Source organism: Curtobacterium sp. MCPF17_021, assembly GCF_003234605.2.
GTDB lineage: Bacteria > Actinomycetota > Actinomycetes > Actinomycetales > Microbacteriaceae > Curtobacterium > Curtobacterium flaccumfaciens.
Genome location: NZ_CP126252.1, coordinates 914679 through 929736 on the forward strand (window position 1 = coordinate 914679; position 15058 = coordinate 929736).

At 70.2% G+C, this 15058-nt stretch carries 13 protein-coding genes; 11 read left to right on the forward strand and 2 right to left on the reverse strand.

Annotated elements, in window-relative coordinates; genetic code table 11:
- Nucleotides 1–17: 17 nt before the first annotated feature.
- Nucleotides 18–1118 (reverse strand): DUF1266 domain-containing protein, encoded by a 1101-nt coding sequence (locus DEJ29_RS04455; RefSeq protein WP_111094724.1) that lies wholly within the window; start codon nt 1116–1118, stop codon nt 18–20.
- Nucleotides 1119–1141: 23 nt separating this feature from the next.
- Nucleotides 1142–2404, reverse strand: coding sequence for a DNA recombination protein RmuC (locus DEJ29_RS04460; protein WP_111094725.1), 1263 nt, complete (start codon nt 2402–2404; stop codon nt 1142–1144).
- 190 nt (nt 2405–2594) lie between these two features.
- Here DEJ29_RS04460 and iolC point away from each other — a divergent pair, with 190 nt between their 5' ends.
- From iolC to DEJ29_RS04515, 11 genes are all read left to right on the forward strand, one after another.
- A complete protein-coding gene (iolC, locus tag DEJ29_RS04465; RefSeq protein ID WP_110864409.1) occupies nt 2595–3635 on the forward strand; it encodes a 5-dehydro-2-deoxygluconokinase in 1041 nt (346 codons plus the stop codon).
- The gene (locus tag DEJ29_RS04470; protein ID WP_035807563.1) at nt 3628–4617 is read left to right on the forward strand and encodes a class I fructose-bisphosphate aldolase; all 990 of its coding nucleotides are present in this window, start codon (nt 3628–3630) and stop codon (nt 4615–4617) included. The genes iolC and DEJ29_RS04470 overlap by 8 nt, the downstream gene beginning before the upstream one ends.
- On the forward strand, nt 4614–6125 hold the full coding sequence (locus DEJ29_RS04475; protein WP_111094726.1) for a CoA-acylating methylmalonate-semialdehyde dehydrogenase: 1512 nt from the start codon (nt 4614–4616) through the stop codon (nt 6123–6125). The genes DEJ29_RS04470 and DEJ29_RS04475 overlap by 4 nt, the downstream gene beginning before the upstream one ends.
- An 8-nt stretch (nt 6126–6133) precedes the next feature.
- Nucleotides 6134–7057 carry a 5-deoxy-glucuronate isomerase gene (gene iolB, locus DEJ29_RS04480; protein ID WP_110864411.1) on the forward strand — a complete coding sequence of 308 codons (924 nt, stop codon included), beginning with the start codon at nt 6134–6136 and terminating at the stop codon, nt 7055–7057.
- A 17-nt stretch (nt 7058–7074) separates the two neighbouring features.
- Nucleotides 7075–8964 carry a 3D-(3,5/4)-trihydroxycyclohexane-1,2-dione acylhydrolase (decyclizing) gene (iolD, locus tag DEJ29_RS04485; RefSeq protein ID WP_111094776.1) on the forward strand — a complete coding sequence of 630 codons (1890 nt, stop codon included), beginning with the start codon at nt 7075–7077 and terminating at the stop codon, nt 8962–8964.
- A 33-nt stretch (nt 8965–8997) separates the two neighbouring features.
- A complete protein-coding gene (locus DEJ29_RS04490) occupies nt 8998–9951 on the forward strand; it encodes a sugar phosphate isomerase/epimerase family protein (RefSeq protein WP_111029580.1) in 954 nt (317 codons plus the stop codon).
- Nucleotides 9952–9995: 44 nt separating this feature from the next.
- Complete coding sequence (locus tag DEJ29_RS04495; RefSeq protein WP_110864412.1) at nt 9996–11069, forward strand: Gfo/Idh/MocA family protein; 1074 nt, start codon at nt 9996–9998, stop codon at nt 11067–11069.
- Between the two features lie 3 nt (nt 11070–11072).
- Nucleotides 11073–11942, forward strand: a complete 870-nt coding sequence (locus DEJ29_RS04500; RefSeq protein ID WP_110864413.1) for a sugar phosphate isomerase/epimerase family protein — start codon at nt 11073–11075, stop codon at nt 11940–11942.
- Complete coding sequence (locus DEJ29_RS04505; protein ID WP_111029577.1) at nt 11939–13051, forward strand: transaldolase family protein; 1113 nt, start codon at nt 11939–11941, stop codon at nt 13049–13051. The genes DEJ29_RS04500 and DEJ29_RS04505 overlap by 4 nt, the downstream gene beginning before the upstream one ends.
- 218 nt (nt 13052–13269) lie before the next feature.
- Nucleotides 13270–14463, forward strand: a complete 1194-nt coding sequence (locus tag DEJ29_RS04510) for a Gfo/Idh/MocA family protein (protein WP_071405738.1) — start codon at nt 13270–13272, stop codon at nt 14461–14463.
- 61 nt (nt 14464–14524) lie between these two features.
- Entirely contained in the window at nt 14525–14932 is a 408-nt protein-coding gene (locus DEJ29_RS04515; RefSeq protein ID WP_111038829.1) for a tautomerase family protein, read from the forward strand.
- Nucleotides 14933–15058: the final 126 nt, after the last annotated feature.

Consider the following 15058-nt stretch of genomic DNA (forward strand, 5'->3'; position numbering starts at 1 on the left):
GGGTGATCCTGTCGTGGTCAGGAGACCGACGCGTCGTCCTCGTCCGCCCACAGCGGGTCGCTGACGGTCCGGGGCAGCAGCACCCCCGGCGACGCCGGCCACGGCAGCCGCGTGATCGGCCAGTTCGAGGCGAAGAGCTCACGCCGCCCAGCATCGAACTCCTGCACCGTCTTGAGCTCGTCGTAGACCAGGGCGTACGCGGCCCGCAGGTTGTCGAAGTAGTCGTCCCACGAGTCGAACAGGGTGAAGGCGACATCGGAGACCAGGTCGATCGACGACCAGGCATCGTCCTCGTTCAGGAGCCCGGCGGCGTACGCACCTCTGACGGCGGTGACCGCGTTCTTGACGTCCATCGACCAGAGCAGCTTCGGCGGGCGGTCCGCTCGGCGTTCGAGCAGGCTCGACCCTGCCCACGGGTCGGTGCCGAGCAGTGAGGACAGCCGGGTGAGCCGGGTCTCACCCTCGGCGGATCGGCTCAACGCGAGGAACTGCCACGACACGCTCTTCGGACCGAGCAGGTCGACGGCGAAGGCCTGTGCGTCCCGCCCGCTGGCGATCTTGTAGGTCTCGTCGAGTTCGCGGCGCAGGAACGTCAGCGGGGGCAGGGGGATGGTCACGAAGGGCGACGGCGTGGTGTCCTGCAGGTACTCGCCGCCGAGCTCCACACGCGAACCGTACGGGGCGAGCGACGCCGGCCACCATCCGTCGTGGAAGTCGCCGAACGAGGCGAGGGCCAGCTGCTGCAGTCGGCGGACGGGCAGCTCGCGGGCGCCGGTGCGCTCCCGGTACCGCCGCTGTTCCCGCACCGGCAGCCCGATGTCACGGAGCGATGTGATGAAGGTCAGCACGAACCACACGACGACGGCGATCAGGAAGCAGCGCCACACCGCCTGGATGCCGTACCCGAAGTGCGCCCGGACGTCGTACGGACCGGCTGTGGCGGCGACGAGGGCGACGAAGAATGCCACGATCGCGATCGCCATGGTGATCCACGCTGCGGCGCGGTCCCGTCGTCGCCCGGTCTGCTTCCGCGCCTTGGCGACCATCGCCCGGTGCCGCCAGCGTGGACGGACCGGGAACTCGCGGTCGCCGGGATGGTTCTGCAGTGCTTCCCCCATGACGATCGATCGTAGCGAGCGGCTCAGTCCTCGTCGACGGCGCCGACGAGCTCCGGCGCCGTGAGCAGCCGCGGCTCGTCCTCGATCGACGACGGGTCGGCGATGACCTTCGACTCGTCGAGCAGCGACAGCCGACGGGCGCTCGGCAGCACCTGGCGCTCGAGGGACCCGACGAACCGGTTGTAGTCGACGACGGAGCCCCGGATCGAGCGGCCGAGCTTGTCGACGTGCCCGGCCATCGTGGACAGCCGGCCGTAGAGCTCGCGGGAGACCTTGAAGAGCTCGTGGGCCTCTTGCGAGACGACGTCCTGCTGCCACGAGAACGCCACGGTCTTGAGCACGGACCACAGGGTCACGGGTGAGGCGAGCGCGATGCGCTTGCGGAAGGCGTGGTCGAGCAGGCCGGGATCGGCGGCGAGGGCGCTCGAGATGAGGGACTCGGACGGGATGAAGGCGACGGTGAGCTCGGGGGAGGCGTCGTAGCCGGTCCAGTACTCCCGTGCGGCGAGGGCGTCGACGTGCGCTCGGAGCGCCTTGACGTGCTGGGCGATGAGCTGGTCGCGTCGGGCTGCCTCGGCACCGGTGGCGGTCGCCGGGATCTCGGCGGCCTGCAGGTAGGCGCTGAACGGCACCTTGGCGTCGACGGCGATGGTCTTGCCGCCGGGCAGGTGCACGACCATGTCCGGGCGGGCGGAGCCGACGGCGGTGGTGACGGAGGACTGCACGTCGAAGTCGACGCGTTCGAGCAGCCCGGCGGCCTCGACCACGTTGCGCAGCTGCGTCTCGCCCCAGACGCCGCGCGTGCTGTTCGACGACAGGGCGCTGGCCAGGGTGTCGGCAGTGGCGCGCAGGCGCTCTTCCGACTCGGCGGCCGACCGGAGCTGCGCCGACAGCGCGCCGTACTGCTCGCTCCGCGATTGCTCGAGCTCGGCGATCTTCGTGCGCATCACGTCGAGCGTCTGCGCCACGGGGCTGAGCGCGGAGAGCACCTTGGACTCGTTCTGGTTCCGTGCCGCGTCGACGCCGTGCATGCGCTGCACCAGGTGCTCGAGCTCGGCGGAGCGCCGCTCGAGCGAGTCGACCTGGCGACGGTACTGCGTGTCCTGGGCGTCGAGGCGTTCCTCGGCGTCGCGCCGCACTGCCTCGAGCTGGCCGCGGAGTGCCTCGGCCGTCGCGCGGGCCGACGCGGCGTCGACGCCCGCGCGCGAGCGGGCGAGCGACCAGGCGACGACCGCACCGGCGGCGATGCCGATCACGAGACCGATGACCAGGGCGAGGATCTGCATGTCGCGACCCTGGCAGAACCCACCGACACCGCGCCTCCCGGCACTCCGGCGCGCCCCGCAGAACGAGCGTGACCAGCGCCACGGGACCAACGTGACGGACCACGGAATCCATGTCATGACATTAGGGCAAACAGGGTGTACAGTCGTGATCGTCCGCCGATGAAGCCGCACGGAAGGTCCACCGCGTCGCATGACGAACCAAGCTCCCCACGCCTACGACGTGATCACGATGGGACGCGTCAGCGTCGACATCTACCCGCAGCAGACCGGCCCGCTCGAGGACGTCTCGACCTTCTCGAAGTCCGTCGGCGGCAGCGCCACGAACGTCGCCATCGCCGCTGCTCGACACGGCGCGGACGCCGCGGTCATCACCCGGACGGGCAACGACCCCTTCGGCCGGTACATCGCCCGCACACTGCCCGAGTACGGGGTCGCGAACGCGTTCGTCGAGACGGTGGAGGGGCTGAACACCCCCGTCGCCTTCTGTGAGATCTTCCCGCCGGACGACTTCCCGCTCTACTTCTACCGGGCCCCGAAGGCGCCGGACCTGATGATCACGGCGAAGTCCCTGCCGCTGCACGAGATCGAGCGCGCGAAGATCTTCTGGACCACGGTGACCGGCCTGAGCGAGGAGCCGAGCCGACAGGCGCACCACGTGGCGTACGAAGCCCGGTCCGCCGCGCAGAACAGCACGAAGACCCACACCGTGCTCGACCTGGACTACCGGTCGATGTTCTGGTCGAGCCCCGAGGCCGCGACGCGCGAGGTCGCGATCGCCCTCGAGCACGCCACCGTCGCCGTCGGCAACCGCGAGGAGTGCGAGGTGGCGGTCGGCGAGACCGACCCGGTCCGCGCCGCCGACGCGCTGCTCGACCGCGGTGTCGAGATCGCGATCGTCAAGCAGGGGCCGAAGGGCGTGCTGGCGAAGACCCGCGACGAGTTCGTCGAGTTCCGTCCGCACCACATCGACGTCGTGAACGGGCTCGGCTCGGGCGACGGCTTCGGCGGCGCGCTGACGCACGGGCTGCTGCAGGGCTGGAGCCTCGAGCGGATCCTGGCGTTCTGCAACGCCGCCGGCGCGATCGTCGCGACGCGGTTCGAGTGCTCGACGGCGATGCCGACGAGCGACGAGATCGAGCAGTTCCTGACCGACAACCCGGCCGAGGGCACGACGCACACGGGTGCGACGCACACGGGTGAGACGCACACCGAGGAGAAGACCCATGCCTGAGCTCAGCCCCGCTGACTTCCAGCGCCTCCGCGACATCCGTGCCGGCCAGCCGGACCTGGTGCGTGCCACGCTCGACGCCCGCCGCAAGCGCTCCCTGCTCGCCGACGACGGCAAGCTCTTCATCGTCGCCGCCGACCACCCCGCACGCGGTGCGCTGGCGGTGCGCGACGACGAGTCCGCGATGGCGGACCGCTACGACCTGCTCGAGCGGCTCGTCACGGCCCTCGGCCGTCCGGGGGTCGACGGGGTGCTCGGCACCCCCGACATCCTCGAGGACCTCGCACTGCTCGGCGCCCTCGACGGCAAGGTCGTCGTCGGGTCGATGAACCGCGGTGGACTCCGCGGCGCGACCTTCGAGATGGACGACCGGTACACGGCGTACTCGGCGCAGGCCATCAAGGACTCCGGGCTCGACTTCGCCAAGCTGCTGGTGCGCATCGCCCTGGAGGACTCGGGCACCGCGCCGACGCTCGAGGCCACGGCCCGCGCCGTCAGCGAGGCCGCGGCGCTCCAGCTGCCGATCATGCTCGAGCCGTTCATGTCCGAGTGGCGGGACGGCCGGGTCGTCAACGACCTGTCGGCCGACGCCGTGATCACCTCGATGGCGATCGCTGCGGGACTCGGCGAATCCAGCGCCTACAGCTGGCTCAAGATCCCCGTCGTCGACGACATGGAGCGCGTGATGGCCGCGACGACGCTGCCGACGCTGCTGCTCGGCGGCGACCCGGCTTCGCGCCCGCTGGAGACGTACGCCAAGTGGGCTGACGCCCTGGCCCTGCCCGGCGTCCGCGGCCTGGTCGTCGGACGCACCCTGCTCTACCCCTCGGACGGCGACGTCGCCGCCGCCGTCGACGTGGCCGCCGGTCTCGTCCACAGCCAGGAGGCCCGGGGCGGGTTCTCCACAGATGCCCACGACCCAGCCGCTCGGCTCGCGGGCGCCACCACCATGGACTCGTCCATCTCGGAAGGAAGCAACGCATGACGCTCACCGACACGACCACCACCACCGTCGGGCACTGGATCGACGGCAAGCGCGTCGAATCCGCGTCGGGCAACACCGCCCCCGTGTACGACCCGGCGCTCGGCGTCGCGACCAAGCAGGTCGCGCTGGCCGACGAGTCCGAGATCCAGGCGGCCATCGGCAGCGCCAAGGCGGCGTTCCCCGGCTGGAGCAACCTGTCGTTGGCCAAGCGCCAGGCGATCCTGTTCTCGTTCCGCGAGATCCTGAACCGCGACAAGGCCGAGCTGGCCGAGATCATCACGAGCGAGCACGGCAAGGTCCTCGACGACGCCATGGGCGAGATCGCCCGCGGGCAAGAGGTCGTGGAGCTCGCCACCAACATCCCGAGCCTGATGAAGGGCGAGTTCTCCGACCAGGTCTCGACCGGCATCGACGTCTACTCGATCCGCCAGCCGCTCGGCGTCGTGGGCATCATCAGCCCCTTCAACTTCCCGGCGATGGTGCCGCTCTGGTTCCTGCCGATCGCGATCGCCGCGGGCAACACCGTCGTGCTGAAGCCGAGCGAGAAGGACCCGTCGGCGGCCATCTGGCTCGCCGAGAAGTTCAAGGAGGCCGGGCTGCCCGACGGCGTCTTCAACGTGCTCAACGGCGACAAGCTGTCCGTCGACGGTCTGCTCACCAGCGACGACGTCGAGTCGATCTCGTTCGTCGGCTCCACGCCCATCGCGCAGTACGTCTACGAGACCGGTACCAAGCACGGCAAGCGCGTGCAGGCCCTCGGTGGCGCGAAGAACCACATGCTCGTCCTGCCGGACGCCGACCTCGACCTGGTCGCCGACAACGCGATCAACGCCGGCTTCGGTTCGGCCGGTGAACGCTGCATGGCGATCTCGGTCGTCGTCGCCGTCGAGCCGGTGGCCGACGAGCTCATCCAGAAGATCAAGGACCGCGCGGCGACCCTGCGCATCGGCGACGGTCGTCGCGGGTGCGACATGGGCCCGCTCGTCACGAAGCAGCACCGTGACAAGGTCGCCTCGTACATCGAGGTCGCAGAGCAGGACGGTGCGGTGGTTGTGGTGGACGGCCGCACCGTCCGACCCGACGGCGACGAGAACGGCTTCTGGCTGGGCCCGACGCTGATCGACCAGGTGCCCACCACCAGCCGCGTCTACACCGAGGAGATCTTCGGTCCGGTGCTGAGCGTCGTGCGGGTCGCCACCTACGAAGAGGGCCTCGAGCTCATCAACTCCGGCGCGTACGGCAACGGCACCGCCATCTTCACGAACGACGGTGGCGCCGCTCGACGGTTCCAGCGCGACGTGCAGGTCGGCATGATCGGCATCAACGTCCCGATCCCGGTGCCCGTCGCCTACTACTCGTTCGGTGGCTGGAAGAACTCGCTGTTCGGTGACCACAAGGCGTACGGGGCCGACGGCGTGAGCTTCTTCACCCGCCAGAAGGCGATCACGAGCCGCTGGCTCGACCCGTCGCACGGCGGCATCAACCTCGGCTTCCCGTCGAACAACTGACCCGCGGCATGGCGAACGAACAGCACCAGCACGACCAGTGGTTCATCCCGGCGGGCTCCCGGCCCGAGGCGGGCTGGACCGACGTGGTCGACGGTCGCATCGAGGGGTGGGCGCACACCGGACTCCGGACCGGCGCGCTGACCGACGGGGGCGAGCTGCGCCTCCCGGCCGACGCCGTGGAGCGCATCGTCGTGCCGCTCGCGGGGTCGTTCCACGTGACCCACTCGAGCGCTGCCGGCGACGGCGAGCAGACCCTGCAGGGGCGGGGGAGCGTCTTCGACGGCCCCACCGACGTCCTGTACCTGGGATCGGGCTCCACGGCCACCATCACCGGCAGCGGCCGGTTCGCCGTCGCGGAAGCCCCCACCGACACCGTCAAGCCGACCACCTACGTGGCCCGGCCGGACGTGCCCGTGGAACTCCGCGGCGCCGGGCAGTCGAGCCGCCAGGTGCACAACTTCGGCACCCCGGCCGCGCTCGACGCTGTCAAGTTCATCGTGTGCGAAGTGATCACGCCGGCCGGCAACTGGTCGTCGTACCCGCCCCACAAGCACGACACGAACGTGCCCGGTTCTGAGTCGAACCTCGAGGAGATCTACTACTACGAGGCGGCGGTGTCCCGTGGGCTCGAGTCGATCGCGCCCGAGGCCGCCGACCCGTTCGCCCTGCACCGCACGTACGCCTCGGACGACCGCGCCATCGACGAGTTCCGGCAGGTCCGGACCGGCGACGTCGCCCTGGTGCCGTACGGCTGGCACGGTCCGGCGGTCGCCGCTCCGGGCTACGACATGTACTACCTGAACGTGATGGCCGGGCCCGACCCGGAGCGCGTCTGGAACATCACCGACGACCCCGCCCACGGGTGGGTCCGGCAGGCGTGGGCATCGGAATCGATCGACCCACGACTGCCCTACGAAAGGAAGCAGGCGTGACCACCACCACGCGGAAGATGACGGTCGGCCAGGCACTCGTCGAGTTCCTGGCCAACCAGTGGACCGTCGACGGCGACGTCCGCGAACGCACCATCCCGGGGATCTTCGGCATCTTCGGGCACGGCAACGTCGCCGGGGTCGGTCAGGCCATCAAGCAGCTCCACGTCGAGCAGCCCGGGTTGCTGCCGTACCACCAGGCCCGCAACGAGCAGGCGATGGTGCACGAGGCCGTCGGCTTCGCCCGCATGCACCGCCGCCGTGCGACCTACGCATCCACCGCGTCGGTCGGCCCAGGTGCCGCCAACATGCTGACCGCCGCGGCGCTCGCCACCACGAACCGGCTGCCGGCACTGCTGCTGCCGTCGGACACCTTCGCCACGCGCACCACCGACCCGGTGCTCCAGCAGATCGAGCTGCCGCACGACACGTCGTTGCAGGTCACCGACGCCTTCCGTCCGCTCTCGCGCTACTTCGACCGGGTGGAGCGTCCGGAGCAGCTGTTCTCGATCGCCCTCGCCGCGATGCGGGTGCTGACCGACCCGGCCGAGACCGGTGCGGTGACGATCGCCCTGCCCGAGGACGTCCAGGCCGAGGAGTTCGACGTGCCCGTCGCGTTCCTGCAGCCGCGCGAGTGGCACATCCGCCGTCCGTTGCCCGAGCGCGGCCCGCTCGAGCGTGCCGTGGCCGCGATCCGTGCCGGCCGGCGTCCGGTCATCGTGGCCGGCGGCGGGGTGCTGTACTCCGACGCCGCCGACGAGCTCCGCGCCTTCGTCGAGGCCACCGGCATCCCGGTCGGCACGTCGCAGGCCGGCGGCGGATCCCTGGTCTGGGACCACCCGCAGTACCTCGGCGGCATCGGCGCGACCGGCACCGCGGCCGCCAACGCGATCGCCGCCCAGGCCGACGTCGTCATCGGGATCGGCACCCGCTACAGCGACTTCACCACGGCGTCGCGGACGGCGTTCCAGAACCCCGACGCCACGTTCGTCAACGTCAACGTGGCCGCGTTCGACGCCTACAAGCACGGTTCGCAGCTGCCGCTGATCGCGGACGCCCGGGAGGCCCTGGTCGCCCTGACCGAGTCGCTCACGTCGGACACGGCGTACGTCGTCGAGCCCGGCTACGCGTCCGAGATCGCCTCGCTGAAGGCGGCGTGGGACGCTGCCGTCGACGGCGCCTTCGCCCCGTCCGGTGCAGACCTGCCCGGCCAGCCCGAGATCATCGGGGCCGTGCAGTCGGTCTCCGACCCGCGCGACGTCGTGATCCAAGCGGCGGGCTCGCTGCCCGGCGACCTGCACAAGCTCTGGCGGGTGCGGGACGAGCTCGGGTACCACGTCGAGTACGCGTTCTCGTGCATGGGCTACGAGATCGCCGGCGGCATCGGGGTCCGCCGCGGTGCTCCGGACCGCGACGCGATCGTGATGGTCGGTGACGGCAGCTACCTCATGCTGCACACCGAGCTCGTCACCGCCGTGGCCGAGGGCATCAAGATCATCGTCGTGCTCATCCAGAACCACGGGTACGCGTCGATCGGGCACCTGTCCGAGACCGTCGGCTCCGAGCGGTTCGGCACGAAGTACCGCTACCTCGACGAGACCGAGTCGTTCGAGAACGGCGAGCCCCTGCCCGTCGACCTCGCCGCCAACGCCCGCTCGTACGGCGTCGACGTCATCGAGGTGCAGCCCGGCCCGGACAGCATCGAGGACCTGAAGGCCGCGCTGCGTCAGGCGAAGGCGAACGACCACACCACCCTGGTGCACATCAACTCCGATCCGCTGGTCTACGCCCCCGAGGGCGACGGCTGGTGGGACGTGCCGGTCGCGCAGACCTCCACCCTCCCCAGCACCCAGGCCGCCCGCGCCGAGTACGAGCAGCAGGTCGCCACGCAGCGTCCGCTGCTCGGCTGAACCGTTCACGAGACAGAAAGCGACAGCGACGTCATGACCGACACCGCCACCCCCATCGGCAGCCCCGCCACCGACGCGGCGCCCGCCTCGATCCGCATCGGCACCGCCCCGGACTCGTGGGGCGTCTGGTTCCCGGACGACCCGAAGCAGGTGCCGTGGCAGCGCTTCCTCGACGAGGCGTCCGCCGCCGGGTACGAGTGGATCGAGCTCGGCCCGTACGGGTACCTGCCGACCGACCCGTCGCAGCTGTCCGACGAGCTCGAGTCCCGCGGGCTCAAGCTGTCGGCGGGCACGGTCTTCACCGGGTTCCACAAGGGCGAGGACCAGTTCCAGCGCGCGTGGGACCAGGCCGTCGCGGTCGCCGGTCTGGCAGCGAAGCTCGGCGCCGAGCACCTGGTGACGATCCCCGACCTGTGGCGCTCGGACGCCACCGAAGAGGTGCTCGAGTCCCGCACGCTCACCGACGAGCAGTGGGAGCGACTCGGCAAGGGCCACGACCAGCTCGGCAAGGCGCTGCTCGAGGAGTACGGCGTCCACCAGCAGTTCCACACCCACGCGGACAGCCACGTGGGCACCTACAAGGAGACCGTGCGGTTCCTCGAGGTCACGAACCCCGAGTACACCAACCTCTGCCTCGACACCGGCCACTTCGCCTACTACGGCGGCGACAACCTCAAGCTCATCGCCGCCCACCCGGAGCGCATCGGCTACCTGCACCTCAAGCAGGTCGACACCGACCTGCTGTTCGACGTGCTCAAGAACGACGTGCCGTTCGCCACCGCCGTGTCGCAGGGCATCATGACCGAGCCGCCGCACGGCACCCCGGAGCTCGCCCCGATCATCGAGGCCGTCGCCGCGATCAACCCGGACATCTTCGGCATCGTCGAGCAGGACATGTACGGCTGCTCCGTCGACGCCCCCGGCCCGATCGCCGAGCGCACCTTCCAGCACATCTTCGGCTCGACCTCGGCCGCCCGCGCCTCCTGACGCGCCGTCCACGGAGCGTCAACAACCACCAGGAGAACACCACCATGACCACCACGCAGAACCTCCGCGTCGCCGTCGTCGGCGCCGGCATGATGGGCGCCGACCACGTCCGCCGCATCACCGCCAAGATCTCGAACGCCGACGTCGTCGCCGTCGTCGAGCCCGACCAGGCCCGCGCCGCTGCGGCAGCCGCCCTGGCGCCCGGCGCGATCACCGCCGCGTCCTTCGACGAGGCGCTCGAGCAGACCGAGATCGACGCCGTCATCATCGCGACGCCCGGTTTCCTGCACGAGCCGATCCTGGTGACCGCGCTCGAGCGCGGACTCACAGTCCTGTGCGAGAAGCCGCTGACGACCAGCGCCGAGGACTCGCTGCGCATCGTCGAGCTCGAGCAGCAGCACGCCGCCCGGCCCGTCATCCAGGTCGGTTTCATGCGCCGGTTCGACGCCGGGTACCAGGAGCTCAAGGCCCTGCGCGAGTCGGGGGCGAACGGCGCCCTGCTCGCCCTGCACCACGCGCACCGCAACCCGACGACGCCGCCGAACTTCAGCGAGTCGATGCTCATCCACGACTCGGTGATCCACGAGATCGACATCATCCCGTTCCTCACCGGCGAAGCGATCACGAGCGTCGAGGTGAAGAAGCCGCGCAAGAACTCCCTGGCGCCGGCCGACCTGCCCGAGCCGCAGTTCGTCCTGTTCACCACGGAGTCCGGCACCATGGCGATCGTCGAGATCAACGTCAACGCCCAGTTCGGCTACCAGGTCACCACCGACGCCGTGTTCGAGTCCGGCGTCGCCTACATCGGCCGCGACACCTCGCTCTCGCTCGCCGCAGCCGGGGCGACCTCGCAGGGCGTCACGCCGTCGTTCAAGGAGCGGTTCGCCGCCGCCTACGACGAAGAGGTCCAGCGCTGGGTCGACGCGGCCCGGACCGGCGGCATCGACGGGCCGAGTGCCTGGGACGGCTACACCGCCTCCGTCGTCGCCGAGGTCGCGGTCCGGGCCCAGCAGTCCGGCGCGCACGAAGTGGTCGAGTACGCGGTCACGAAGCCGGCGTTCTACGACGAGACGAGCGACGCGACGAGCGACGCGACCGCCGCGCTCGCCGGGGCCTGATCGATGCCGAAGATCGCGCTCGACCCGACCCCGTTCCACCACGACCTGTCGCTGCTCGAGTTCCCGCGCAAGGTTGCGGAGCTCGGCTACGAGTACCTGCAGCTCACCCCGCACAAGGACTTCATCCCCTTCTACCGGCACCCCAAGGCCGACGACGACCTGGTCGACGCGTTCGCCGCGGCCTGCCGTGACGCCGGGGTCCAGGTGGCGAGCGTGCTGCCGGTGCTGCGTTGGTCGGGCCCGGACGAGGACGCCCGACAGGCTGCGGTGCGGAAGTGGAAGCGGGTCATCGAGATCACGAAGCGCCTCGGCGTGGACACCATCAACACGGAGTTCTCCGGCCGCCCCGAGCGTGCCGAGGAGTCCGAGGACCAGTTCTACCGGTCGATGGAGGAACTGCTGCCGATCATCGAGGACGCCGGCATCCGTGTGCTCATCGACCCGCACCCCGACGACTTCGTCGAGGACGGGCTCGAGGCGCTCCGGGTGATCCGCGGCCTGAACTCGAAGCACGTCGGCTTCGTCTACGTCGCCTGCCACACGTTCCACTACGGCGGCAACATGGACGAGATCATCGACGCCGCCGGTGACTCGCTGCAGCTGGTCCACGTCGCCGACGCGTACGACCACCGCCGCTCGCACGGCCTGCGCTACATCACGAACCCGCCCGGCAACCCGGTCCGCGTGCACCAGCACCTGCCGGTCGGCCAGGCGGACGTCGACTTCGACGCCTTCTGGGCGGCACTCGACCGGGTCGGTTTCTCGGCGCGCGAGGACACCGTCGCCGTCTCGAGCGTCTTCGCCGAGGACGAGAACGCCGACGCGGTGTCGCGGTTCCAGCTCGACACGATCACGAAGGGACTCCACCGATGACCACCACCCTCGAGACGCAGGCGTCCACCGACGCCGACTCCCGTCCCGTCACCCTGCAGGCCGCGGAGCAGACCCCGACCGCCCTGTGGAACGACTCCGCCGATCCGCGCGAACTGTCGACCGCCATCCACGAGTACGGTGCCGTCGGTGCGACCTGCAACCCGGTGATCGCGTACACCTGCATCCAGCAGGACCCGGAGACCTGGGTCCCGCGCATCCGCGAGATCGCCGAGGAGCACCCGACGGCGGGGGAGTCCTGGATCGGCTGGAAGGCCGTCGAGGAGCTCTCCATCGCCGCCGCGGCGCAGCTGCTGCCCGCGTTCGAGGCGTCCGGCGGCCGGAACGGTCGACTGTCCATGCAGACCGACCCCCGGTTCCACCGCGATGCCGACGCGCTCGTCGAGCAGGCCGTCCGGTTCTCGCAGCTCGCGCCGAACATCATCGTGAAGATCCCCGCCACCAAGGTCGGTATCGCCGCGATCGAGGAAGCCGCCTACCGCGGGGTCTCCATCAACGCGACGGTGTCGTTCACCGTGCCGCAGGTCGTCGCCGTGGGCGAGGCCATCGAGCGCGCCCTCGACCGCCGTGCTGCCGAGGGCCTGCCGGAGCAGGAGTTCGGCCACGTCGTCACCCTGATGGCCGGCCGCTTCGACGACTGGCTGAAGACCGTCGTCAAGCGCGACCACGTGATGGTGGACCCGGGCATCCTCGAGTGGGCCGGTGTCGCCGCGGTGAAGAACGCCTACCGCGTCTTCCAGGAGCGTGGGTTCCGGTCGCGCGTGCTGGTCGCCGCGTTCCGCAATGCGCTGCAGTGGTCGGAGTTCCAGGGCGGGGACCTGGTGGTGTCGCCGCCGTTCCAGTGGACGAAGGACATCAACGACAACGCGTTCCCGTTCCGTCCGCACGCCATCGACGACGAGGTCCCCGTGCACGTCATCGAGGCGCTCCGGGCCGCGACGCCGGAGTTCGCCCGCGGTTACGACGTGGACGGCATGACGATCGACGAGTTCGACCGCTTCGGTGCGACCGTGACGACGCTCCGGCAGTTCCTGGACGCCGACGCGAAGCTCGACGCCCTGGTCCGCGACATCATCGTCCCCGCGATCTGAAACGCGGTCTGAGACGCGATCTGATGCGCGGTGCGATCCGCAGTCGGAACCACGGGTCGCGCCCCGCGCGCTGACGCACCAGCCTGGAGGCCCGGTGCCGGTCCCCGAGACCGGCACCGGGCCTCCAGGCGGTTGCGTCATGTGCTGACAAAGTCCGCCGCATCGGCTACGCTCGTTGTCGCGCTCCAATGCGCGTCACCTGAACGAAGGAGTTCTCCATGGACAGCATCGGCGTCGGGCTGATCTCGGTCGGCTGGATGGGGCGGTTGCACTCGCGTGCCTACCGAGCGTTGCCGGACCACTTCCCGGAGCTCGGCGTCCAGCCGCGGCTCGTCGTCGCGGCCGACCCGATCGAGGCGGCACGCGACCAGGCGGTGACGCGGCTCGGGTACGAGCGGGCCGTCGCCGACTACCACGAGGTCCTCGCCGACCCGGCGGTCGACGTCGTGTCGATCTGTTCGCCGAACTTCCTGCACCGCGAGATGGCCGTCGCCGCGGCCGAGGCGGGCAAGCCGTTCTGGATCGAGAAGCCCATGGGCCGGTACGCCAGCGACTCGCGCTCCATCCACCAGGCGGTGCAGCGGGCCGGCGTCATCACGAGCGTCGGCTTCAACTACCGGCACGCCCCGGCGATCGAGCGCGCCCGCGAGCTCGTCCGCAGCGGGCGGCTCGGACGCATCACGAACGTCCGTGGGTCGTTGCTCGCCGACTACTCCTCCGACCCGGCGGCCCCGCTGACCTGGCGCTTCGAGCGTGAGCGTGCCGGATCGGGTGTGCTCGGCGACCTGCTGTCGCACGGACTCGACCTGGCGCAGTACGTGGTCGGCCGGATCGCCTCGGTCAGTGCGCTCGCCGAGACGTTCATCGAGTCGCGTCCCCGCCCGGGTGCCGGCATCGTCGACCGCAGTGCGGCGGCCACCGGCGAGCTCGGTGCCGTCGAGAACGAGGACTACGCCGCCCTGCTGTTCCGGTTCGAGGACGGTGCGGTCGGCACGATGGACTCGAGTCGGGTCATGCGCGGGCCGCACGCCGAGTACACGCTCGAGATCTACGGCACCCGCGGTTCGGTCCGGTGGGACTTCCAACGCCTCAACGAGCTCGAGGTGTACCTGGACGGGCAAGAGATCGACGGGTACGCGACGCACTACGTCGCTCCCGGGGACGGTGACTTCGGTCGCTTCCAGCCCGGCGCCGGGACCGCGATGGGCTACGACGACCTGAAGACGATCGAGGCGGCGCAGTTCATCGCGAGCGTGCAGCGCGGGGAGCAGCTCGCACCCTCGGTCGCCGACGGGCTGGCCGCGGCGTCGATCGTCGAGGCGGCGGAGGCCTCGCTGGTCGACGGCGCGTGGCACGACGTCGCTCGTGTCGACGGGCCGCTGACGTACGGGGCACCGACGCCGAGGTTCTAGACACGTGGCCGCGTCCGGTTGTTAGTATGTAAGGACAAAGTCCGAGCAACCAGGAGGCACCATGCCGCTCGTCCGTATCGACCTCGCCACCGGCCGCACGCCGGAAGCCGTCCGTGGCATCGCCGACGCCATCCACCAGGCCATCGTCGACGTGTACGGGATCCCGGTGCGTGACCGGTTCCAGGTGATCACCGAGCACCCGGCGCAGCAGATCATCGCCGAGGACGCCGGCCTGGGGTTCGAGCGCACCGAGGGTGTCATCGTCATCCAGGTGTTCACGCAGCGCGGGCGGACCGACGAGGCGAAGGCGGCGCTGTACCGGGCGATCCACGACGCCCTCGCGGCGGTCGGTGTCGCGTCCGAGGACGTCTTCATCGGCTACGTCGAGAACGGGCCGCAGGACTGGTCGTTCGGCTTCGGGCGTGCACAGTACGTCACCGGTGAGCTCGGGGTGCCCGCGCTCGGTTGAAGTGGTGCGGGTGCGGGGTGGTCACGACACCCCGCTCAGTTCCGCCGAGTGGTCACGAACTGTCGGTTGCCGGGCGTCCGGGCGACAGTTCGTGACCACTCGACGCATCGCTGACAGTGTGTCCTG